The organism is Sabulicella rubraurantiaca (genome assembly GCF_017355885.1).
Taxonomy (GTDB): Bacteria; Pseudomonadota; Alphaproteobacteria; order Acetobacterales; family Acetobacteraceae; genus Roseococcus; species Roseococcus rubraurantiacus.
The window spans coordinates 84122-104849 of record NZ_JAFEUU010000011.1; the positions used below are offsets into that span (position 1 = coordinate 84122).

Annotated in this window: 18 protein-coding genes; 12 read left to right on the plus strand and 6 right to left on the minus strand. The window is 69.9% G+C overall.

Annotated elements, in window-relative coordinates; all coding sequences use genetic code 11:
• Window positions 1–31: 31 nt before the first annotated feature.
• Both JTJ31_RS17695 and JTJ31_RS17700 read left to right on the plus strand, forming a co-directional pair.
• Window positions 32–361 carry a DUF1127 domain-containing protein gene (locus tag JTJ31_RS17695; RefSeq protein WP_207540059.1) on the plus strand — a complete coding sequence of 110 codons (330 nt, stop codon included), beginning with the start codon at window positions 32–34 and terminating at the stop codon, window positions 359–361.
• Between the two features lie 82 nt (window positions 362–443).
• On the plus strand, window positions 444–1652 hold the full coding sequence (locus JTJ31_RS17700; protein ID WP_207540060.1) for an MFS transporter: 1209 nt from the start codon (window positions 444–446) through the stop codon (window positions 1650–1652).
• Between the two features lie 3 nt (window positions 1653–1655).
• On the opposite strand, the gene JTJ31_RS17705 is transcribed toward JTJ31_RS17700, so the two are convergent.
• The 3 genes from JTJ31_RS17705 to JTJ31_RS17715 all read right to left on the minus strand — a co-directional run bounded on the left by JTJ31_RS17705 (window position 1656) and on the right by JTJ31_RS17715 (window position 6068).
• Window positions 1656–2366, minus strand: coding sequence for a metallophosphoesterase (locus tag JTJ31_RS17705; RefSeq protein WP_207540061.1), 711 nt, complete (start codon window positions 2364–2366; stop codon window positions 1656–1658).
• Window positions 2366–3497 (minus strand): peptide chain release factor 2 gene (gene prfB / locus JTJ31_RS17710; RefSeq protein ID WP_207540062.1). Its coding sequence is split into 2 segments (ribosomal slippage): window positions 2366–3427 and window positions 3429–3497, totalling 1131 coding nucleotides; the frame shifts between segments, so codons are not numbered across the junction. Before prfB ends, JTJ31_RS17705 begins: the two co-directional genes overlap by 1 nt.
• 9 nt (window positions 3498–3506) lie before the next feature.
• Window positions 3507–6068 carry a penicillin-binding protein 1A gene (locus JTJ31_RS17715; protein WP_207540063.1) on the minus strand — a complete coding sequence of 854 codons (2562 nt, stop codon included), beginning with the start codon at window positions 6066–6068 and terminating at the stop codon, window positions 3507–3509.
• A gap of 171 nt (window positions 6069–6239) precedes the next feature.
• Between JTJ31_RS17715 and JTJ31_RS17720 the strand changes: the two genes are divergently transcribed.
• The 7 genes from JTJ31_RS17720 to JTJ31_RS17750 are packed head-to-tail and all read left to right on the plus strand — an operon-like array spanning window position 6240 to window position 13473.
• Complete coding sequence (locus JTJ31_RS17720) at window positions 6240–7808, plus strand: ABC transporter substrate-binding protein (RefSeq protein WP_207540064.1); 1569 nt, start codon at window positions 6240–6242, stop codon at window positions 7806–7808.
• Window positions 7805–8767, plus strand: coding sequence for an ABC transporter permease (locus JTJ31_RS17725; protein WP_207540065.1), 963 nt, complete (start codon window positions 7805–7807; stop codon window positions 8765–8767). Before JTJ31_RS17720 ends, JTJ31_RS17725 begins: the two co-directional genes overlap by 4 nt.
• Window positions 8764–9678, plus strand: coding sequence for an ABC transporter permease (locus tag JTJ31_RS17730; protein ID WP_207540066.1), 915 nt, complete (start codon window positions 8764–8766; stop codon window positions 9676–9678). The genes JTJ31_RS17725 and JTJ31_RS17730 overlap by 4 nt, the downstream gene beginning before the upstream one ends.
• Window position 9679: 1 nt before the next feature.
• On the plus strand, window positions 9680–10657 hold the full coding sequence (locus tag JTJ31_RS17735) for an ABC transporter ATP-binding protein (RefSeq protein ID WP_207540067.1): 978 nt from the start codon (window positions 9680–9682) through the stop codon (window positions 10655–10657).
• Window positions 10654–11691, plus strand: a complete 1038-nt coding sequence (locus tag JTJ31_RS17740) for an ABC transporter ATP-binding protein (protein WP_207540068.1) — start codon at window positions 10654–10656, stop codon at window positions 11689–11691. The genes JTJ31_RS17735 and JTJ31_RS17740 overlap by 4 nt, the downstream gene beginning before the upstream one ends.
• Entirely contained in the window at window positions 11688–12278 is a 591-nt protein-coding gene (locus JTJ31_RS17745; protein ID WP_207540069.1) for a hypothetical protein, read from the plus strand. Before JTJ31_RS17740 ends, JTJ31_RS17745 begins: the two co-directional genes overlap by 4 nt.
• A gap of 25 nt (window positions 12279–12303) precedes the next feature.
• Window positions 12304–13473, plus strand: coding sequence for an MFS transporter (locus JTJ31_RS17750; protein WP_207540070.1), 1170 nt, complete (start codon window positions 12304–12306; stop codon window positions 13471–13473).
• Here the strand turns inward: JTJ31_RS17750 and JTJ31_RS17755 are convergent.
• From JTJ31_RS17755 to JTJ31_RS17765, 3 genes are read right to left on the minus strand one after another with little or no spacing between them, the layout of a single operon-like run.
• A complete protein-coding gene (locus JTJ31_RS17755) occupies window positions 13448–15058 on the minus strand; it encodes an acyl-CoA synthetase (RefSeq protein ID WP_207540071.1) in 1611 nt (536 codons plus the stop codon). The genes JTJ31_RS17750 and JTJ31_RS17755 overlap by 26 nt on opposite strands.
• A complete protein-coding gene (locus JTJ31_RS17760; RefSeq protein ID WP_207540072.1) occupies window positions 15058–15828 on the minus strand; it encodes an enoyl-CoA hydratase in 771 nt (256 codons plus the stop codon). The genes JTJ31_RS17755 and JTJ31_RS17760 overlap by 1 nt, the downstream gene beginning before the upstream one ends.
• Entirely contained in the window at window positions 15825–17702 is a 1878-nt protein-coding gene (locus JTJ31_RS17765; protein ID WP_207540073.1) for an AMP-binding protein, read from the minus strand. Before JTJ31_RS17765 ends, JTJ31_RS17760 begins: the two co-directional genes overlap by 4 nt.
• A gap of 86 nt (window positions 17703–17788) precedes the next feature.
• Here JTJ31_RS17765 and JTJ31_RS17770 point away from each other — a divergent pair, with 86 nt between their 5' ends.
• Genes JTJ31_RS17770 through JTJ31_RS17780 form a run of 3 tightly spaced genes read left to right on the plus strand, consistent with a single transcriptional unit; the run spans window position 17789 to window position 20660 of the window.
• The gene (locus JTJ31_RS17770; protein ID WP_236020388.1) at window positions 17789–18664 is read left to right on the plus strand and encodes a DMT family transporter; all 876 of its coding nucleotides are present in this window, start codon (window positions 17789–17791) and stop codon (window positions 18662–18664) included.
• Complete coding sequence (locus JTJ31_RS25220; RefSeq protein WP_207540074.1) at window positions 18661–20031, plus strand: L-lactate permease; 1371 nt, start codon at window positions 18661–18663, stop codon at window positions 20029–20031. Before JTJ31_RS17770 ends, JTJ31_RS25220 begins: the two co-directional genes overlap by 4 nt.
• A complete protein-coding gene (locus JTJ31_RS17780; RefSeq protein WP_236020389.1) occupies window positions 20031–20660 on the plus strand; it encodes a DNA-3-methyladenine glycosylase family protein in 630 nt (209 codons plus the stop codon). The genes JTJ31_RS25220 and JTJ31_RS17780 overlap by 1 nt, the downstream gene beginning before the upstream one ends.
• The last annotated feature ends 68 nt before the right edge of the window (window positions 20661–20728 follow it).

Consider the following 20728-nt stretch of genomic DNA (forward strand, 5'->3'; position numbering starts at 1 on the left):
GGCCGCTGGGCCAGAAACGAAAGCTAAGACAATGAATTCCCGCATCACCCCAGCCGAAGCCGCGCTGCTGATGCCCGCCATCCCCCAGAGCCCGAGCGCACGCCGCATCGAGTTCCTGCTCGCCGACGCGCGCCGCGCCCGCGACGAGGAGCTCGTGCGCCGCATCCTCGGCTTCTTCCGTGGCCTTGGCCGCATCATCGCCGCGGTCCGCCACCGCCACGAGACGGTGCGGCAGCTTCGCGCCCTGTCCGATCGCGAGCTGGCCGATATCGGCCTGAACCGCGGCAATATCGGCGCTGCCGCCGCCCAGGCCGTGCCCCTGCCGGCCAATGACGGCGCCTCGGAGCGTCAGGCGGCCTGAACTGACACCCGCGCCGGGCGCATGACGCGCCCGGCGTTCTTGCGTGTTGCGGGGGGCTCGGGCGTCCCGCAGCATCCTTCCCATGTCGCGCACCGCCCTCTGGGTGGCCATCATCTCGGCGGCCGCCACCTCCTCCATGGCCATGGGCATCCGGCAGACCTTCGGTCTGCTCCTCTTGCCGCTTTCGGCAGAGCATGATGTCGCGCCCTGGGCCTTCGGCTTGGCCGTCGCGCTTCACAACCTCGTCTGGGGCCTCGCCCAGCCCGTCTCGGGCGCCATGGCCGACAAGCACGGCGCAGGCCGGGTCATGGCCTATGGCGGGCTGTTCTACCTCGTGGGCTGCGGCCTGCCGGCGCTGTTCCCTTCCAACACGACGATTCTGATCGGCGTCGGGCTGCTCACTGGCCTCGGCGTCGCGAGCGCGGGCACGGGCATGGCCCTGGCTGCCATCGGCCGTCTCGCCCCGCCGGAGAAGCGTGGCGAATACATCGGCATCGCCTCGGCGGGCGGCTCGCTCGGCCAAGCGGCGATGGTGCCGATCGTGTTCAGCGCGATCGGCTGGTTCGGCGCTGCTGGGGCCATGATGACGTTGGCCATCTCCGCCCTCGTCATCATCCCCATCGCGCGCAACATCGAGTGGCGCCCGGCGCCGCGCGCCCCGGGGGCCGTCGCCCCGGCGGGCCTTGCCGGGCTGCCGGCCTTGGCACGGAACGCCCTGGCCGACCGCGACTTCGCCCTGCTGACCGGCGGGTTCTTCGCTTGCGGCTTCCAGCTGGCCTTCCTCACCACCCACCTTCCCTCGCACATCGCGCTGTGCGGCCTGCCGCCCGCCCTGGGCATGACGGCGCTGATGCTGATCGGACTGTTCAACATCCCGGGAAGCTGGTTCTGCGGCTGGCTCTCCTCCCGGGTGAAGCCGGAGAACGCGCTCGGCTGGATCTACCTGCTCCGCACCGTCTCCATCGCCCTCTTTGCCTTCGCCACGCCGACGGAGTGGGGGACGATGATCTTCGCGGCGGTGATGGGCTTCGTGTGGCTCGGTACCGTGCCGCTGACCAGCGCGGCCATCGCGCGGCGCTTCGGCGTCAGCAACCTCGGCGCGCTGTATGGGGTGTGCTTCTTCTCGCACCAGATCGGCGGCTTCCTGGGCGCGGGCGCGGGGGCGGTGCTCTACAGCGCCTCCGGCTCCTATGCCGTGTTCTGGCCGGTCATGGTCGCGGTCGGGGTGCTGGCCAGCGTCCTGAACTGGATGGCGAAGGCTCCGGGCCAACGCGTGGCCGTCCCCGCCTGACGCCTATTCCTGCCAGAAGGCGACGCGGTCCGCCTCGAACACCGCGCAGGTGAGCCTGCCGCCGGGATAGACCGCGCCCGTATCCAGGTTGATGCGGTTGGCCAGCACCTCCGGCATGCGGTCGCGCGTCGGGGTGTGGCCATGCACGATCACGGCGCCGTGATCGGCCGCGCTGTCCAGGAAGGCGCGCCGGATGCAGAGCATGTCCTCGCGTGACTGGGCATCCAATGCGACGCCCGGCCGGATCCCCGCATGAACCAGGAAATACGGTCCGACTCGGTGCGACAGCGCAAGCTGCGCCATGAAGTCCCGGTGCCGCTGCGGGATGCCGCTGACCCAGCTTTCGCGCGGGGACAGGCTGCTGATGCCCCAGCTGGCCAGCGCCTCACGCCCGCCGGTGTAGAGCCAATCCGTGCAGGCATGCCCGGCCCCGTCCAACGCCGCATTCGCGGTTTCCTCATGATTGCCCATGAGGTTGATGACCGGACAGGCGGCAAAGCCCATCGCTGCGTCCAGGCAGCCGGCGCTGTCCGGCCCGCGGTCGATGAAGTCGCCCAGATGCACCAGCACCGCGTCGGCGCAGGGGCGCGCTGCCAGATCCTCCGTGACCCGCGCATGCAGCGCGCGCAGCCGCGCTGCGCAGCCATGGGAATCGCCGATGGCGTAAAGGCGCCGCCCCGGCTCCAGCCGCGCGGGGGCTTGGAGCCATTCCATCAGCGGGCGGAGGCGCTTGCCTCGGAGCGGGTGGCGCCGACGCGCTGCGCCAGGGCGGCGGCCATGAACTCGTCCAGCTCGCCATCCAGCACGGCGGCGGGATTGCCCTTCTCCACCCCGGTCCGGAGATCCTTCACTAGCTGATAGGGCTGCAGCACGTAGGAGCGGATCTGGTGACCCCAGCCGATATCGGTCTTGCCGGCCTCGGTCGCCTCGTTGATCGCCTCACGCTTCTTCAGCTCCAGCTCATAGAGCCGGGCCTTCAGCATGTTCATCGCGATCTCGCGGTTGCGGTGCTGCGAGCGATCCTGGGTGGAGGCGGCGACGATGCCGGTCGGGATATGCGTGAAGCGCACGCCCGATTCCGTCTTGTTGACGTGCTGCCCGCCGGCGCCCGAGGCGCGGAACGTGTCGGTCTTGAGGTCGGCCGGATTGACCTCGATCTCGATCTTGTCGTCGATCACCGGGTAGCAATAGACCGAGGCGAATGAGGTCTGCCGCCGTGCCGCCGCGTCGAAGGGGCTGATGCGGACGAGGCGGTGCACGCCGCTCTCCGTCTTCAGCCAGCCATAGGCATTGGGGCCGGTGACCTGGATGGTCGCGCTCTTGATGCCGGCCTGCTCGCCATCCGACTGCTCGGTGAGCGTCACCTTGTAGCCGCGCGCCTCGGCCCAGCGCATATACATGCGCAGCAGCATCTCGGCCCAGTCCTGGGCCTCGGTGCCGCCGGCCCCGGCATTCACCTCCAGATAGGCGTCGTTCGGATCGGCCTCGCCGGAGAGCAGGCTCTCGATTTCGCGCCTTTTCGCCTCGGCGGCGTAGCGATGCAGGTCGGCAATGGCAGCGTCCACCGTCGCCTCGTCGCCCTCGGCCTCCGCCAGCTCGATCAGCTCGAAGGCGTCGGCCACCTCGCGCTCCAGCTTCTGGACGCCTTCGATCTGGTCGCTCAGCCGGTTGCGCTCGCGCATGACGCGCTGCGCCTCATCGGCCTTGTTCCACAGGTCGGGATCCTCGGCGCGAGCGTTCAGCTCCGCGAGGCGGGCGGTGGCGGCATCCCAGTCAAAGATGCCTCCTCAGCAGGGACACCGAAGCGGTGATCTGCTCTTGCAGCGATTGGGCGTCAGCACGCATGGGACGCGCTCAATACAATCCGCCCAATCCGGTGTCCACCTGCTGCGCCGCCGCGGCGCTGCTGGCGGACGGCATCATGCCGCCGATCGGCGCGCTGGCGCTGTTCTCCGTGCCAGGGCGGAAGGCCTCCATGATGGTGCGGCCACCATCGGTGTTCACGCGCACCAGGGCGACGCCGGGCGGGGCACGGAAGGGCACGGCCGGGCTGTCGCGCAGCGCCGCCGCCACCACGTCGCGGAAGATCGGCGCGGCGTTGTTGCCGCCCGTCTCCCCGTTGCCCAGCGAGCGCGGCTCGTCGTAGCCCAGCCAGACGGCCACCACGATATCCGGGGTGAAGCCGACGAACCAATTGTCGCGGTAGTCATCCGTGGTGCCGGTCTTGCCGGCCACGGGGCGGTTCAGCCCCTGGGCGGCGCGGGTGCCGGTGCCGTGCTGCGCCGCGCCCTGCAGGATGCTCACCATCTGATAGGCGGCGATCGGGTCGGCGATCTGGCGGCGATTATCGGTGACCCGCGGCGGACCGGCTTCCGGCCCCCTGTCGCAGCCCTCGCAGCCGCGCGCGGCGTTGCGCCACACCACCCGGCCGCGCTGGTCCTGCACGCTGTCGATGAAGGAAGGCTCGACGCGCCGCCCGCCATTGACGAAGGCGGCATAGGCGGCGGCCTGGCGCAGCACCGTGGTTTCACCCGCGCCCAGGCTCATGGCGAGGTAGCGCGGCATGTTGTCGATCACGCCGAAGCGGGCCGCCGTCTCGCTCACTTTGTCCATCCCCACCTCCTGCGCGATGCGCACGGTGACGAGGTTGAGCGAGCGTTCCATCGCGTTGCGGATGGTGACGTAGCCATTGGTGTTGCCGCTGTAGTTGGCCGGGCGCCAGATGCCCTGCGGCGTCGCCACCTCCACCGGCGCATCCAGGAAGCGCTGGTTGGGCGGAATGCCCGCCTCCAGCGCCGGCAGGTAGACGAAGGGCTTGAAGGAGGAGCCGGGCTGGCGCAGCGCCTGGGTGGCACGGTTAAACTGCGAACGGTCGAAGCTCCACCCGCCCGACATCGCCAGGACGCGGCCCGTGTTGGGATCCAGCGCGACGATGGCGCCCTCCACCTCCGGCACCTGGCGCAGGGAGAGGCGCTCCGGACGGGCCGGATTACGACCCTCGGCGGGACGGCCGGGATCGACCTCCACCAGCACCACGTCGCCGGGGGCTACGATGTCGCTCATCCGGCGCGGCGCCGGGCCCAGGCGGTGCGGCTCGCCCGGGCGGCCAGGCGTGACCGGCCGCGCCCAGGCGAGATCGGTGAATGGCAGCGTGCCGGTGCGGGCCTCGGCGGGGGCGCGCGGTCCCGAGCGCTGGACCCAGCCGAGCCGCGCCTCGTTGGGACGCACCTCCAGCACCACGGCGCGGCGCCATTCGGGCAGGAGGCCCGGCGTGGGCGGCAACGCGTCCAGCGCCGGCAGCCACTCCGTCGGCCCGTGCGCGATGCGCGCCACCGGGCCGCGCCAGCCGCCGCGGCGCCGGTCATAGGAAAGCAGCCCCTGGCGCAGCGCATTCTCCGTTGCCGCCTGAAGCACGGGGTCGAGCGAGGTGCGGACCACGAGTCCCCCGCCCTGCGTCTGCTCCGCGCCGAAGCGCTGGAGGAGTTCGCGCCGCACCTCTTCCGTATAGTGGCCGCCAACGGGCACGACCTCGGGGCGGCGCACCGGGCGGGCGATGATGGGCTCGGCCTTGGCCGCCGCCACCTCCTCCGCCGTCAGGATGCCGTCCTCGCCCATGCGGTCCAGCACCCAGTCGCGGCGGATGCGCGCGGCGTCGGGGAAGCGTAGCGGGTTGTAGTTGTTCGGTCCCTTCGGCAGGGCGGCGAGGAAGGCCGTCTCGCCCACCGTCAGCTCGTCCAGGGACTTGTTGAAATAGGCCTGGGCGGCGGCGGCGACGCCATAGGCCTGCGCGCCCAGGAAGATCTCGTTCAGGTAGATCTCGAGGATGCGGTCCTTGCTCAACGCCTGCTCGATGCGCAGCGCCAGGATCGCTTCGCGCGCCTTGCGGAGCACCGTGCGGTCGCTGCCCACCAGCATGTTCTTCGCGACCTGCTGGGTGATGGTGGAAGCACCCTGCATGCGGCGGCCGGAGCCGTAATTCTGCGCGAAGAACAGCCCGGCGCGCATCATGCCCATCGGGTCGATGCCGCGATGCTCGCGGAAGCGCTGGTCCTCCGCGGAGATGAAGGCCTGCTGGAGGCGCGGCGGGATCGCCTCGATCGGCACGAAGACGCGGCGCTCCGCCGCCAGCTCGGCCATCAGGCGAGAATCGGCGGTGTAGATGCGGCTCATCTGCGGCGGGTGGTAATCCGCCAGCCAGCGGTAATCCGGCAGGTCAGCCGCGATGGAGCGGTAGAGGCCGAAGCTCGCCACCCCCGCCCCGACCAGCGCCACCAGCGCCACGACCACGGTGAAGCGGACGAAGCCGCCAAAGAGCCCGACGCTGCGGCGCTTCGCCTCCGCAGGTTTGGGCGCAGCCTGCCGGGCATGCGGCCGGTCCTCGGGCACGGCGACGGGTTCATTGGGCAGTTTGGACATGCGGGGGGTTCTAGCACCTTTTCCCCTGCGGAACGCTGCGCGAATTGAGAAGGTTGTCGCGCATGGGCGGCAAGTCTTCCACTGTGGAGAAGAAATGGCCGACCATCTGGCGTCGGGACGAACGATGCTGCTATGAGCCGTCGCTTCCGGGGGCTTTCTGGAGAGAAGATAATGGCTTGGAAGGGCGTGGCGCTGGCCTTGGCTGGCGCAATCGGGCTTTCGGCGCCGGTGTCGGCGCAATCTCTGACCATGGCAGTCGGCGCGCCGGTGACGTCGCTCGACCCGCATTTCCATCAGCTTTCGCCCAACAACGCCGTTGCGGGGATGGTGTTCGACCGACTGGTGAACACAGATGGCCAAGCCCGCCAGGTGCCAGGCCTTGCGGAGAGCTGGTCCACCGTCGCGCCCGACACCTGGGAATTCAAGCTGCGCCGTGGCGTCCGCTTCCACAACGGCAATGAGTTCACCGCCGAGGACGTGGCCTTCACCTTCCGCCGCGTCCCCAACGTGCCGAACTCGCCCTCCTCCTTCACCGCCTTCGTCCGGCCGATCCGCGAGGTGCAGGTGGTGGACAGCCACACGATCCGCCTGCGGACCGATGGCCCCTACCCCCTGCTCCCGCAGGACATGACCAACATCTACATCCTCGACCGCGAGACGCACGAGAACGCGACAACTGAGGATTTCAATTCCGGCCGCGCCGCAGTCGGCACCGGTCCGTTCCGCGTCGTGACCCATCGCCTTGGCGACCGGATCGAGTTCGAGCGCAACGACGAGTATTTCGGCGACAAGCCGCACTGGCAGCGCGTGAACTATCGGATGATCGTCAATGACAGCGCACGCACGGCCGCGCTGCTTGCCGGCGACGTGGAGTTCATCGACCAGGTCCCCACGGCCGACCTCAGCCGCCTACGCCGGGATGACCGCGTGCACATGAGCGAGGTGACTGGGCTGCGGATCATCTACCTGTCCCTGGACCATCCGCGCGAGGAGGCCTCGCCCTTCATCACGGACAACAACGGCCAGCCCCTGCCGCGCAACCCGTTGCGCGACGTGCGGGTGCGCCGCGCCCTGTCCATGGCCATCGACCGCCAGGCCATCGTGGACCGGGTGATGGAAGGCGCCGCGACGCCGTCGGGCCAGTTCTTCCCGCCCGGCATCTTCTCCTACGTGCCGGACCTCCCGGCGCCGCGCTTCGACGCCGAGGGCGCCCGCCGCCTGCTGGCCGAGGCCGGCTTCCCGCAGGGCTTCCGCATCACCCTGCACGGCCCGAACGATCGCTACCCCAATGACGGGCGCATCATCCAGGCCATCGGCCAGATGTGGACCCGCATCGGCGTGCGCACCGCCGTCGAGGCGCAGCCCTGGACCACCTTCGTCGCCCGCGCCGGGCGGCAGGAGTTCAGCGCCTTCCTGATCGGCTGGGGCTCGAACCCCGAGGGGTCGCACCCGCTCCGCAACCTCATCGCCACCTTCGACCGCGACCGCGGCTGGGGCGCCTCTAACCGCGGACGCTACTCGAATCCGCAGGTAGATGCGCTGCTGACCGAGGCGCTGCGCACCATCAACGATGGGGAGCGGGAGCAGATCCTGATCCGCGGCCAGCGCATGGCGCTCGAGGATGTCGCGATCATCCCGCTGCATATCCAGACCAATATCTGGGCCATGCGGCGCCACCTTCGCCACGAATCGCGCGCCGATGAGCTGTCGCGCGCGCAGGATGTGAAGCCCGCACGATGACCGTCTACCTGCTGCGGCGGCTGCTCCAGTCGCTCCTCGTCCTGGTCGCCATGAGCGTGATCGTCTTCGTCGGCGTCTACGCCGTGGGCGATCCGGTGGAGATCCTCATCTCCCCCGATGCCGACCAGTTCGAGCGGGAGCGCGCGATCCGCGCCCTCGGCCTCGATCTGCCGCTGTGGCAGCAGTACCTGGTCTTCGTGAAGAACGCCCTCCAGGGCGACCTGGGCCGCTCCTTCGTGTTCAGCGAGCCGGCGCTGCAGCTCATCCTGCAGAAGATGCCTGCGACCATGGAGCTGGCCTTCGGGGCCATGTTCATCTCCATCCTCATCGGTCTGCCGCTCGGCCTCTATGCCGGGCTGAAGCCCGAAAGCCCGGGGGCGAAGGTGATCATGGCCGGATCCATCCTCGGCTTCTCCCTGCCCACCTTCTGGGTCGGGCTGATGCTGATCATGGTCTTCGCCGTCCAGCTGGGCTGGCTACCCTCCACCGGGCGGGGCGAGACGCTGTATGGCTGGTCCTTCCTCACGGCGAATGGCCTGTCCCATTTGCTGCTGCCGGCCATCAACCTCGCCCTGTTCAAGATCAGCCTCGTCATCCGCCTCACCCGCTCGGGCGTGCGGGAGACGATGCTGATGGATTACGTGAAGTTCGCTCGCGCCAAGGGCCTGTCTCCGGCGCGCGTGACCTATGTGCACGTGTTCAAGAACATCCTGATCCCGGTCGTCACCGTGGTCGGGCTGGAGCTGGGCTCGACCATCGCCTTCTCCGTCGTGACGGAGAGCGTCTTCGCCTGGCCGGGCATGGGCAAGCTGATCATCGACAGCATCAACGTGCTCGACCGGCCGGTGATCGTCGCCTACCTGCTGATCATCGTCCTCATGTTCATCGTCATCAACCTCGTCGTGGACATCCTCTACTCTGTCCTCGATCCGCGGGTCCGTCTGGAGGGCCAGGCATGAGCGACGTCACGCTCGACAAGGCGCCTGTCGCGCCGCGGGAGGAAACTCCCTTCCGCCGCTTCGTTTCCGAGTTCATGTCCAGCAAGATCGCCGTGGGCGGGTTGCTGGTCTTCCTGGTCATCGTCGTGGTCGCGCTGCTGGCGCCCTGGATCGCGCCACAGAACCCCTATGACCTCGGCCAGATCGACATCATGGACGGGCGGCTGGAGCCCGGCGAGGTCGGCGCCAGCGGCATCACCCATTGGCTCGGCACGGATGACCAGGGGCGCGACATGCTCTCCGGCATCATGTACGGGCTGCGGATCTCGCTGACGGTCGGCGCCGGCTCCGCGCTGATCGCCTGCCTCGTCGGCGCCTCGCTCGGGCTGCTCGCGGCCTATGCGGGCGGGCGCACCGACACCGTGATCATGCGCCTCGTGGACCTGCAGCTTTCCTTTCCGACCATCCTGGCGGCGCTGATGATCCTGGCCTTTCTGGGCAAGGGTATCATGAACGTCGTCATCGCGCTGGTGATCGTGGAATGGGCCTATTACGCCCGCACGGTGCGCGGCTCCGCCCTGGTCGAACGGCGGCGCGAATACATCGAGGCGGCGCAGTGCCTTGCCCTGCCGACGCGGCGCATCCTGTTCCGTCACCTCCTGCCCAACTGCCTGCCGCCGCTGATCGTGGTCGGCACGATCCAGGTGGCCCGCGCCATCGCGCTGGAGGCGACGCTGTCCTTCCTCGGCCTCGGCGTGCCTATCACTGAGCCCTCGCTCGGCCTGCTGATCGCCAATGGCTACGAGTACATGCTGTCGGGCAAGTACTGGATCTCCTTCTATCCCGGCGTCGCGCTGCTGGTGACCATCGTCTCCATCAACCTGATGGGCGACCACCTGCGCGACGTGCTGAACCCGAGGCTCAAGAAGTAAGATGACCGCCACCCTCGAGGTCTGCGACCTCAAGACCCATTTCTTCACCCGCGCCGGGGTCGTGAAGGCCGTGGACGGGGTGTCCTTCACCGTCGGGCGCGGCAAGGTGCTCGGCCTCGTCGGCGAATCCGGTTCGGGCAAGTCGGTCACCGGCTTCTCGATCATCGGCCTTGTGGATCCGCCGGGCCGCGTCGTGGGCGGTCAGATCCTGTTCCAGGGGCGGGACCTGGCGAAGATCAGCGAGGAGGAGATGCGGCAGCTTCGCGGCAACCGCATCGCCATGATCTTCCAGGACCCGATGATGACGCTGAACCCGGTCCTGCGCGTGGACACGCAGATGATCGAGACGGTTCTGGCGCACGAGAAGGTGGACCGCGAGTCGGCCCGCCAGCGCGCCCGCGACGCGCTGGGCATGGTCGGCATCCCCTCCCCCGAGGAGCGGCTGAAATCCTATCCGCACCAGTTCTCCGGCGGCATGCGCCAGCGCGTCGCCATCGCCATCGCGCTGCTGCACCGCCCGGAACTCATCATCGCGGATGAGCCGACCACGGCGCTGGACGTCACCATCCAGGGCCAGATCCTGGCCGAGGTGCAGAAGCTGGCAGCCAATACCGGCACCTCGCTGATCTGGATCACGCATGACCTCTCGGTCGTCGCCGGCCTCGCCGACGACATCGCGGTCATGTATGCGGGCCGCATCGTCGAGGAAGGGCAGGTTTCCAACGTGCTCGATGCGCCGCTGCACCCCTACACGGTCGGGCTGATCGGGTCCGTCCCCTCGCGCAACAAGCGCGGGGAGCCGCTGCGGCAGATCCCGGGCATGACGCCGTCCTTGCTGAACCTGCCGGCCGGCTGCGCCTTCCGCTCCCGCTGCGCCCGTGCGGACGAGGTCTGCCTGAAGGAGCCGGCGCTGTTCGACCTCCGCCCCGGGCAGCGCGCCCGCTGCTTCCACCCCCATCTGGAGGAGGTCGCGGCATGAGCGCCGTCCTCGACCAGCCGGTGGCTAACAAGGCCGCCGACACCCCCATCATCGAGCTGCGCGACCTGTCGCGCCGCTTCGAGAAGAAGCTGGACTTCGCCGGCAAGCTGGCGAAGCGCCTCGGCGCCCCGGTGCGCGAGGAGACGGTGCATGCGGTGGACCGCGTGAACCTCTCCATCCGCAAGGGCGAGGTGGTCGGCCTCGTCGGCGAGTCGGGCTGCGGCAAGTCCACGCTCGGCCGCATGGTGGCCGGCATCATGCCCCCCTCCGAGGGCAAGGTGCTGTGGCGCGGTCGGGACGTCCGCAGCCTGGGCCCGGCGGAAGCGCGCGAAGCCAAGCTTCGCACGCAGATGATCTTCCAGGACCCCTACGCCTCCCTGAACCCGCGCATGCGGGTGCAGGACATCGTGGGCGAGGCGCCGCGCGTTCACGGCATCGTCTCCGGCCGCGACTTCGACTCCTACGTGGACGACCAGATGCGCCGCGCCGGCCTCGATCCGGCCTTCAAAAAGCGCTACCCGCATCAGTTCTCCGGCGGCCAGCGCCAGCGCATCGGCATCGCCCGCGCCCTGGCCGTGAAGCCCGAGTTCATCGTCTGCGACGAGGCGGTGGCCGCGCTGGACGTGTCCATCCAGGCGCAGATCCTCAATCTCTTCATGCGGCTGCGCGAGGAGCTGGACCTCACCTACCTGTTCATCTCCCACGACCTGAGCGTGGTGGAGCACCTCTCCGACCGCGTGGTGATCATGTATCTCGGGCGCGTGGTGGAGCAGGCGCCGGCGGAGGAGGTGTTCAGCAAGCCGAACCACCCCTACACCATCTCCCTCCTGTCGGCCGTGCCGCGGATCGAGGCGCGCAAGCGCGCCTTCACCACGGTGCAGGGAGAGATCCCCTCCCCGCTCAATCCGCCGAGCGGCTGCCACTTCCACCCACGCTGCCCGCACGCGCATGAGCGCTGCAAGCTGGAGGTGCCAGCGCTGAAGGAGATCGCGCCGGGCCATTTCTCGGCCTGCCACCTCAACGACCGGGCGTGACGCCGCCCTTTTTCGCGCAATGGGAATCCGCCGCGCTGGTGGCGGATTTCCTGGCCGGCTGGGACGCGGCGACCGACCCGCTCTGGGCAGAATCCGGTGCGGAGAGCGCCGCGGAATACGCCACCTGGGCCTCTCACCTCTGCGGAATGGCCTGCCTGAAGATGGCGCTTGCCGCGCGGGGCGAGGTGCACCGCATCCACGAGCTGCGCCGCGCGGTGCAGGCGCGCGGTGGCTACGTGGTGGACGGCGAGGCGATCCACGGGCTGATCTATGCCGGCGCCGTCGCCTTCCTGCAGGAACGGGACATCCCCGCCCGGATCGTGCTCGACGAACCGACGGAGGACATCCCAGCCAAGCTGGCGGGCGGACGGCTCTTCATCGCCTCCGTCCACGCTTCCATCCGCCGGCCGGATACGGAGCCGCCCCAGCGCGGCGGGCATCTTATCCTGGTCTTCGGATTGGATGAGGCCGGGCGGCTGCGCTTCCACAATCCCTCCGGCGACACCGAGGAAACGCGGCGCGACGTGCGGATGGGGATTTCCACATTCTCGCGCTTCCACGCGGAACGGGGCATCCTCATCGGCTGAAACGTCCACGGCCGAACGCCCCTCGATGAAACGCCCCGATTTGGCGCTGGTCCTTGCGACGGCGCTGACCCAGACCCTTGGTTGGGGCACGCTGTTCATCCCTTTCGCCCTGGTGGTGCAGCCGATGGAGGCGGATCTCGGCTGGTCACGCGCGCTTCTGAACGGGGCCTTTACCCTCGGGCTGCTGGTAGCGGGCGCGCTGGCCATCCCGGTCGGCCGCCACGTCGACCGGAAGGGCGGCAAGCTGCCGCTCGTCGGTGGCGCGCTGCTGGGCGCGGCGGGGCTGGCGCTGTGGTCCATCGCGACGCATCCAGTCGTGTTCTACCTCGCCTGGGTCGTGATCGGCTGCGCCCATGCCACGGCGCTCTGGACGCCCGCCATGGCGGTGGTGGTGGCGCAGGCGCGGGAGCCGATGCGCGCCATCACCCTGATCACCTTCCTCACCGGCTTTACCGGCACGCTGTTCATCCCCTTCACTGCCGCTCTGGTCGAGGCGCTGGGCTGGCGCCATGCGCTGCTGGTCCTCGCGCAGGTGGAATGTCTCTCGGCCGCAGTCGCCTGGTGGCAGTTCCGGGCCGCCCCCGCCCGAGTCGCCTCGCCCCTGCGGGGCGGCGGGCTGCGCGCGGCGCTGCGTCGCCCGGCCTTCTGGGGCCTCGCCATCTGCTTTGCCTGCCACGCCTTCATCGGCACGGCGATGGGTGCGCACCTCGTGCCGCTGCTGCGCGAGTCCGGCTTGCCGGAAGCGAGCGTCATCCTGCTCGCCGCGCTGCACGGCCCCTTCCAGGTCGCGGCGAGGATCGGGCTGTTCCTGCTGGGGACGCGCGCCTCGACGCAGGTGGTGGGGGTGATCGCCACCTGGCTGCTGCCGCTGGGGCTGCTCTGGCTCGCCCTCGCCCCGGCAGAGTTCACCGCGCTGCTGCCCTTCGTGCTGTTCTGGGCCATGGCGGATGGGCTGCTCACCATCATCCGCTCCGCCGGCACGGCGGAGATCCTGGGGCGCCAGGGATACGGAGCGGTGACGGGCGCCCTCAGCCTGGTCTCCGTGGGGCCGCGCGTGGCGGCGCCCATCCTGGTCGCGCTGATCTGGGAGGCGCAGGGCGGCTATGGCGCCGTGCCCTGGCTGCTGGCCGCGACCGGAGCGGCCGCGGCGCTGGCCTTCCTCTACGCCGTCAGGCGGAAGGAAGCCGCTTCCTGAGTTCGTGCTTCTGGATCTTGCCGGTGCTGGTCTTGGGCAGCTCGGCGAAGACCACGCGCTTCGGCGCCTTGAACCCGGCGAGGCTGGCGCGGCAATGCGCGATCAGCTCGGCCTCGCTCGCCTGCGCGCCCGGCTTCAGTTCGACGAAGGCGCAGGGCACCTCGCCCCATTTCTCGTCGGGCTGGGCGACCACCGCGGCGACCGCGACGGCGGGGTGCTTGTAGAGCACGTCCTCCACCTCGATGCTGCTGATGTTCTCGCCGCCCGAGATGATGATGTCCTTGGAGCGGTCGCGGAGCTGGATGTAGCCATCGGGGTGCCGCACCGCGAGGTCGCCGGAATGGAACCAGCCGCCGGCCAGGGCGGCGTCGGTGGCCTTCTTGTCCTTCAGATAGCCCTTCATCACCACGTTGCCGCGCAGCATCACCTCGCCCATCGTCGTGCCGTCGGCGGGGACGGGCGTCATGGTGGCGGGATCCATCACGTCCAGCGCCTCCAGCGCCAGGTAGCGAACCCCCTGCCGCGCCATCAGCCGCGCTTGGTCGGAGGCTGGAGCGTCGTTCCATTCCTGGTGCCATTCATTGGTGACGGCGGGGCCATAGACCTCGGTCAGGCCATAGACGTGCAGCACGCCGAAGCCATTGGCGCGCATCGCCGCCAGCACCGCCTCCGGCGGCGGCGCGCCGGCGACGACGAAGGTGACGGGGCCGACCGGGGCCGGGCGCTCCGCCTCGGGCACCTGCAGCAGTGTGCTCATCACGATGGGCGCGCCGCACATGTGGGAGACACGTTCCTGCGCCAGCAGCGCCCACATGGCCGGGCCGCGCACCGCGCGCAGGCAGACATGGGTGCCCGCCATGGCGGTGATGGTCCAGGGAAAGCACCAGCCATTGCAGTGGAACATGGGCAGCGTCCACAGATAGGACGGGTGCCGGCCCATCGCCGCCGACAACACGTTGCCCACCGCCAGCAGATGCGCGCCGCGATGGTGGTATACGACGCCCTTGGGCTTGCCCGTGGTGCCGCTGGTGTAGTTCAGCGCGATGGCGTCCCACTCGTCGCGCGGCATCTCCCACGCGTAATCCGGCGAGCCCTCTTCCAGCAGCGCCTCGTAATCCACCCCGCCAAGCGTGTCGTCCGACGGTGCCTCGGCGTCGTTGAACTCGATCACCAGCGGCTGATTCTTCGACTGCGCGAGGGCGGCGCGCAGCACGGGCACGAATTCGCGATCCACGATCACCGCCTTCGCCTCGCCATGGTCGAGGATGTAGGCGATGGTCGCCGCGTCCAGTCGCGTGTTGATCGTGTTCAGCACGGCACCCGCCATGGGCACGCCGAAATGCGCTTCCAGCATGGGCGGGATGTTGGGCAGGATCGCCGCCACCACGTCGCCGCGCCCCACGCCCCGCTGCCGAAGCGCATCGGCCAGGCGCACGCAGCGGTCACGCGTCTCGCGATAGGTACGGCGCGTCGCGCCATGCACCACGGCGGTCTGGTCCGGGAACACAGCGGCCGAGCGCTCCATGAACAGGAGCGGCGTGAGCGGCTGGAAATTGGCCGGCGTGCGTGGCAAGTCGTCGATCATCAGCGATCCGTCCAGTTGGGGGCGCGCTTTTCGAGGAAGGCGCCGATGCCCTCCTCGGCATCCGCCGCCATCATGTTCTCCACCATCACCTCCCCCGCCGCCTCATAGGCGGCCGCGAGGTCGAGGCCGCTTTGCCGGTTGAACCCGGCCTTGCCCATGCGGATAGCGACGCCGCTGCGCCCGGCGATGCGCGACGCCATCTCCAGCGCCGCCGCGCGCGGATCGGCCTCCACCCGGTTCACAAGGCCGATCTGCATCGCCTCCTCCGCCGCGACGAAGCGGCCGGTGAACAGCATCTCGAGCGACGCCTTGCGGCCGACGGAGCGGGACAGCGCGACAGCGGGGGTGGAGCAGAACAGCCCGATCTCCACCCCCGGCGTGCAGAACTTCGCGGTGGGTGCGGCGATGGCCATGTCGCAGGCCGCGACCAACTGGCAGCCGGCGGCGGTGGCGATCCCCTCCACCGCGGCGATGACGGGGACGGGATGCTCCGTCACCGCCCGCATCACCTCGCCGCACAGGGCCATGGTGCGGGCGAAGAACTCGCGGCCGCCATCGGGCTGGCCCCGCGCGGCCGTCATCTCGCGCATGTCGTGGCCGGCGCAAAAGGCCGGACCCTCGGCAGTCAGGACGATGCAGCGCGCATCCTCCGCGTCGCGCAGCGCCGCGCGCAACGCCTCCAGCATGGCGAGGGACAGGGCGTTGCGCTGCGCTGGCCGGTCCAGCACCAGCAGCGCCACGCCGTCATTGCGCCGTTCCGTGCGGATCATCGCGACAGCACCTCGCTGATCTCGTCGAGGATCAGCGGATCGTCGATCGTGGGCGGAACGGTGTACTTCTCGCGGTCGGCGATCTTGCGGATCGTTGCGCGCAGGATCTTGCCTGAGCGCGTCTTGGGCAGGCGCGGCACCACCCGTGCCTCCTTGAAGGCGGCCACCGGCCCGATGCGCTCGCGCACCAGGGCGACGAGTTCGCGCGCCACCTCCGCCTCGCCCCGATGCACGCCGGCCTTCAGCACGACGAGGCCGAGCGGCGCCTGACCCTTCAGCGCATCCGACGCACCCACCACCGCGCATTCCGCGACATCGGGATGGGAGGCCAGAACCTCCTCCATCTGCCCGGTGGAAAGCCGGTGTCCGGCGACGTTGATGATGTCGTCGGTGCGGCCCATGACCCAGACGAAGCCTTCCTCGTCCACGATCCCGGCATCCGAGGTGTCGTAGAAATGCGGGAAGGTGGAGAGATAGGCTTGGCGATAGCGCTCCTCCGCATTCCAGAGCGTCGGCGCGCAGCCCGGGGGCAGCGGCAGGCGAAGCGCCAGCGCGCCCTGCTGCCCACGTGGCACCTCATTCCCCTGCGTGTCCAGCGCCGCCACGTCGTAGCCCGGAGAGGGACGGCCGCCCGAGCCGGGGCGCGGCGCGAAAAGCCCGTATTCGCGGAACCCGGCGGTGATGGGCCAGCCCGTTTCGGTCTGCCACCAGTGATCCACGACCGGCACGCCCAGCTTCTCCGTCGCCCAGACAGCGGTGGCCGGGTCGCAGCGCTCGCCGGCCAGGAACAGAGCCTCCAGCCGCGAAAGGTCGTGGCGCTTCATCATCGCGCCGTCCGGATCTTCCTTCTTGATGGCGCGGAGAGCGGTCGGGGCGGTGAACATCACCTTCACCCCGTGATCGGCGCAGACGCGCCAGAAGGTGCCGGAATTGGGCGTGCCCACGGGCTTGCCCTCGAACATCACGCTCGTCACGCCCGCAAGCAACGGCGCGTAGACGATGTAGGAATGGCCAACCACCCAGCCCACGTCGCTTGCGGTCCAGAACACGTCGCCGGGCTTCAAGCCATAGATCATGGAGATGGAGCGGTGCAGCGCGACGGCGTGGCCGCCATTGTCGCGTACGATGCCCTTGGGCTTCCCGGTCGTGCCACTGGTGTAGAGGATGTAGAGCGGATCGGTCGCCGCCACCTCCACGGGAGGGTGCGGCCGACCCGAAGCTTCCTCCGCCGCGAAGTCGAAGTCGCGGCCTTCCTGCATCTCGGCCTGCGCCTGTTCGCGTTGGAGGATGACGCAGAATTCCGGCTTGTGCGGCGAAAGGCCGATCGCCGCATCCAGCAGCGGCTTGTAGGCGACGACGCGCCCAGGTTCGAGGCCGCAGGAGGCCGCGACCACCGCCTTGGGCGTAGCGTCCTCGATGCGTGCCGCCAGCTCGGCCGCCGCGAAGCCGCCGAACACCACCGAGTGGATGGCGCCCAGCCGCGCGCAGGCCAGCATGGCGATCGCCGCCTCAGGCACCATGGGCATGTAGATGATGACGCGGTCGCCCCTGGTGACGCCGCGCGCCGCCAGCGCGCCCGCCAGCTTCGACGTGCGCTCCAGCAGTTCCGCATAGGTGAAGTGCCGCACCTGTCCGGTCATCGGGCTGTCCCAGATCAGCGCGACCGTGTCGCCGCGCCCTGCCTCGACATGGCGGTCCAGCGCGTTGTGGCAGGTGTTCAGCCGCCCATCGGGGAACCAGCGTCCGAAGGGGCCCTGGCCGGGGTCGAAGGCGGTCTTGGGGAAGCGTGTCCAGGCGATGCCGCGCGCCGCCTCCATCCACCAGCCCAGCGGATCGCGGCGCCACTCGGCATAGGCGTCGTCGTAGCGTGACATCGGGCGCCTCCTTCGGTCGTTGGAAGCGAGATTAGGCTTCGGGCCATGGGCTTGCCAGCCCTTCGGACGGCGCGGACAATCGGCGCATGAGGACGCGCTTTGCCGCCCTGCCGGGCAATCTGCGCGGCGCCATCCTGATGTCGCTGGGCGCCATGGTCTTCGCGGCCGAGGCTCTGTTCATCCGCTGGATGAGCGATCGCGGCATCCCCACCGCCACCCAGGTCCTGTTCCGCGCCGCCGGGCAACTGGCCTGGGTGACGCCGCTGATCCTCACGCGCGGGCTTGCGCTGTTCCGGACGGATCGCCTGTTCATGCACCTGCTGCGCGGCATGTCCTCCGTGCTGACCTGGGGGCTCTACTTCATCTCCTTCACCCAGCTCTCGCTCGCGGCGGCCACGGTGCTGTCCTTCACCAACGTGATGTTCACCACGATTCTGGCGCGGCCCGTGCTGGGCGAACGGGTGGGCGCGGCGCGCTGGGCCGGCACGTTGCTGGGCCTGCTGGGCGTGGCCGTGATGCTGCGGCCCGGCACCGACCTGCCGCTGGGCGGCGCGCTGGTCGCGCTGGGCGCGGCGCTGACCTGGTGCGGCATCACCCTCACCTCCCGCATGCTGGCGCGTACGGAGCAAACCGGGACCATCGTGGCCTGGGTCGGGCTGGTGACGACCGCCTTCACCCTGCCATTCGCTCTTGCCACCTGGCAGCCGCTCGGCGCTGCGGATTTCGCCATCCTCGTCTTCTTCGGCCTGTTCACCCCCGGCATCATCTGGTTGCTGACCGAGGCGCTGCGCGTCGGCGAGGCGAGCGCCGTCGCGCCCTTCCAGTATCTGCGCCTCGTCGTCATCGCCGGCTTCGGCTGGGCGGTGTGGGGCGAGGCGCCGGATGGCTGGACCTGGCTGGGCAGCGCCGTGATCCTGTCCGGCGCGGTTGTGATCACGATCGCGGAGGCGCGGCGGAGGTGACGCTTGCCCTCCAGGCGCTGCCCCTCGCACTGCTGCTCGTCCTGCTGGGAACGGGGCGCGCCGGACCGGTCGCCGCCTGCCTCGCCGCGCTGGCGGCCAGCCTGCCCGCCCTGGCCCTGACGCTGGACGGGCCGGTGCTGCCCTTCCTGCTCGCCGAGACGCCGCGCGCCGCCTGGCTCGCCCTGCAACCGCTGGCGATCATGACGGGAGGGCTGCTCTTCCACGCCGCCGTGGAACGCGAGGGCGATGCGGCGCTACGCACGGCCAGCCCCGCGCGCATCTATGCCGTCACCTTGCCGCTCGGCGCCTTCCTGGAAAGCGTGACCGGCTTCGCGGTGGGGGCGGTCTTCGCCCTGGCGGCGCTACGCCGAATGGGGCTGCGCGGACCGGTGGCCGTCGCGCTGTCGCTTCACGCGCTGGTTCTGGTTCCCTGGGGAGGGCTGGGTCCTGGCACAGCGCTCGGCGCGGCGCTGGTTGGCGTTTCCGCACAGGATTCTGCCTCCCTTTCCGCCTGGCCCAGCGCCGCCTGGGTGGTATCGCTGGCGCCGGTGCTGTGGTCGCTGCAGGCTCGTGCCGCGCAGAAGCCGCCGCCGCGCGAGGCGCTGGTGCAGGCGCTCGGCCTCCTCGCCATCGGGGCGGGGCTGGTGCTGTGGCATCGCATCCTGCCGTTCGAGGTGGTGGGAATTGCTGCCACCGGGCCCGTCGCGACCTGGGCGCTGTGGCGCGCCGACCCGCCGCGCGACATCCGGGCGGCGATGGGCGCGGCTTGGCCCTATTTGCTGCTGACCGCCTGCCTCCTCCTGTCACGCGCTATTCCCGGCGCGCCGACACTGCACCCCTTCCCCGACCTGCCCTCCTTCCCCCTCACCCATGTCGCCGTGGTGCTCTGGGCGGTGTCGCTGGCGCTGCTGCTGGCGCGCGGGAAGATTGGGCGCCTTGCCGCGGCGCTGGCGCGGGCGCGGCGCCCTGCCCTCACCCTATTGCTCTACGTGGTGTTCGGGCGCTGGCTGGCCGGGGGCGGGGTGGCGGCGGCGCTGGCCGGGGCATTGGCAGGCGCGGGGGCCGCCTTCGCGGTGGTTCCGATGGGATTCCTGGCGGGCTTCGTCACCGGCAGCAATGTCGGCTCCAACGCCGCGCTGATGCCGGTCCAGGCGGCGCTGGGCGCGGCGCTGGGCTGGCATCCCCTCGTCGCGCCGGCGCTGCACAACTACGCCGGCGCTTCGGGCGCCGGCCTCGCCATCGCGGGCACGGCGATGCTTTGCGCCCTGGACGGCGCCGCGCGACCGGGGCAGGTGTGGAAGCTGGCGCTGCCCATGGCCGGGCTGGCGCTGTTATGGGGAACCGTCGCGATGCTGGCATGGCGTTGATGTGGGACAAGGCCGAACGCGCGCTGCGCCGCGACCCTTTGCTGAAGCCGCTGATCAAGCGCATCGGCCCCTGCGCCCTCGTGCCCCAGCAGCGCGAGCCCTACGAGGCGCTGGTGCGCGCCATCGCCCACCAGCAGGTGCATGGGCGCGCCGCGGAGGCGATGCTGAACCGTTTGCTGGCGCTGCATCCGGGCGAGGCATTTCCGCCCCCGCGCTTCGTGCTCGACCTGCCAGCCGAGGCGCTGCGCGGCTGCGGCTTCTCCGGATCCAAGGTCGGCGCCATCCGCGACATCGCGGAGAAATCCGTGGGCGGCCTCGTGCCCACGCTGGAGGAGGCCGCGCGCCTACCGGACGAGGCGTTGATCGAGCGGCTGGTGGCGATCCGCGGCGTCGGGCGATGGACGGTGGAGATGCTGCTGATCTTCACCCTCGGCCGGCCGGACGTGCTGCCGGTGGACGATTTCGGCGTGCGCGAAGGGTGGAAGATCCTCACCAAGGCGGAGACGCAGCCGAAGCCGAAGGAGCTTGCTGCGATCGGCGCTGCCTGGGGGCCATGGCGCTCGATCGCCGCCTGGTATCTGTGGCGCGCGGCGGATGAAGGGAAGAAGGTGAAGGCGCCGTCGCCGTAGCGCACCGCCCCGTCAACAGGACGGTCGTGATGGAACGCGCAGGGAAAGGGGGCGAGCACCGCCCGCCC

Excerpts from the sequence above, each read along its gene's own strand:
- JTJ31_RS17695 (WP_207540059.1), top strand. The coding sequence starts at position 32 with ATGAATTCCCGCATCACCCCAGCCGAAGCCGCGCTGCTGATGCCCGCC.
- JTJ31_RS17700 (WP_207540060.1), top strand. The coding sequence starts at position 444 with ATGTCGCGCACCGCCCTCTGGGTGGCCATCATCTCGGCGGCCGCCACC.
- JTJ31_RS17705 (WP_207540061.1), bottom strand. The coding sequence starts at position 2,366 with ATGGAATGGCTCCAAGCCCCCGCGCGGCTGGAGCCGGGGCGGCGCCTT.
- JTJ31_RS17715 (WP_207540063.1), bottom strand. The coding sequence starts at position 6,068 with ATGTCCAAACTGCCCAATGAACCCGTCGCCGTGCCCGAGGACCGGCCG.
- JTJ31_RS17720 (WP_207540064.1), top strand. The coding sequence starts at position 6,240 with ATGGCTTGGAAGGGCGTGGCGCTGGCCTTGGCTGGCGCAATCGGGCTT.
- JTJ31_RS17725 (WP_207540065.1), top strand. The coding sequence starts at position 7,805 with ATGACCGTCTACCTGCTGCGGCGGCTGCTCCAGTCGCTCCTCGTCCTG.
- JTJ31_RS17730 (WP_207540066.1), top strand. The coding sequence starts at position 8,764 with ATGAGCGACGTCACGCTCGACAAGGCGCCTGTCGCGCCGCGGGAGGAA.
- JTJ31_RS17735 (WP_207540067.1), top strand. The coding sequence starts at position 9,680 with ATGACCGCCACCCTCGAGGTCTGCGACCTCAAGACCCATTTCTTCACC.
- JTJ31_RS17740 (WP_207540068.1), top strand. The coding sequence starts at position 10,654 with ATGAGCGCCGTCCTCGACCAGCCGGTGGCTAACAAGGCCGCCGACACC.
- JTJ31_RS17750 (WP_207540070.1), top strand. The coding sequence starts at position 12,304 with ATGAAACGCCCCGATTTGGCGCTGGTCCTTGCGACGGCGCTGACCCAG.
- JTJ31_RS17755 (WP_207540071.1), bottom strand. The coding sequence starts at position 15,058 with ATGATCGACGACTTGCCACGCACGCCGGCCAATTTCCAGCCGCTCACG.
- JTJ31_RS17760 (WP_207540072.1), bottom strand. The coding sequence starts at position 15,828 with ATGATCCGCACGGAACGGCGCAATGACGGCGTGGCGCTGCTGGTGCTG.
- JTJ31_RS17765 (WP_207540073.1), bottom strand. The coding sequence starts at position 17,702 with ATGTCACGCTACGACGACGCCTATGCCGAGTGGCGCCGCGATCCGCTG.
- JTJ31_RS17770 (WP_236020388.1), top strand. The coding sequence starts at position 17,789 with ATGAGGACGCGCTTTGCCGCCCTGCCGGGCAATCTGCGCGGCGCCATC.
- JTJ31_RS17780 (WP_236020389.1), top strand. The coding sequence starts at position 20,031 with ATGTGGGACAAGGCCGAACGCGCGCTGCGCCGCGACCCTTTGCTGAAG.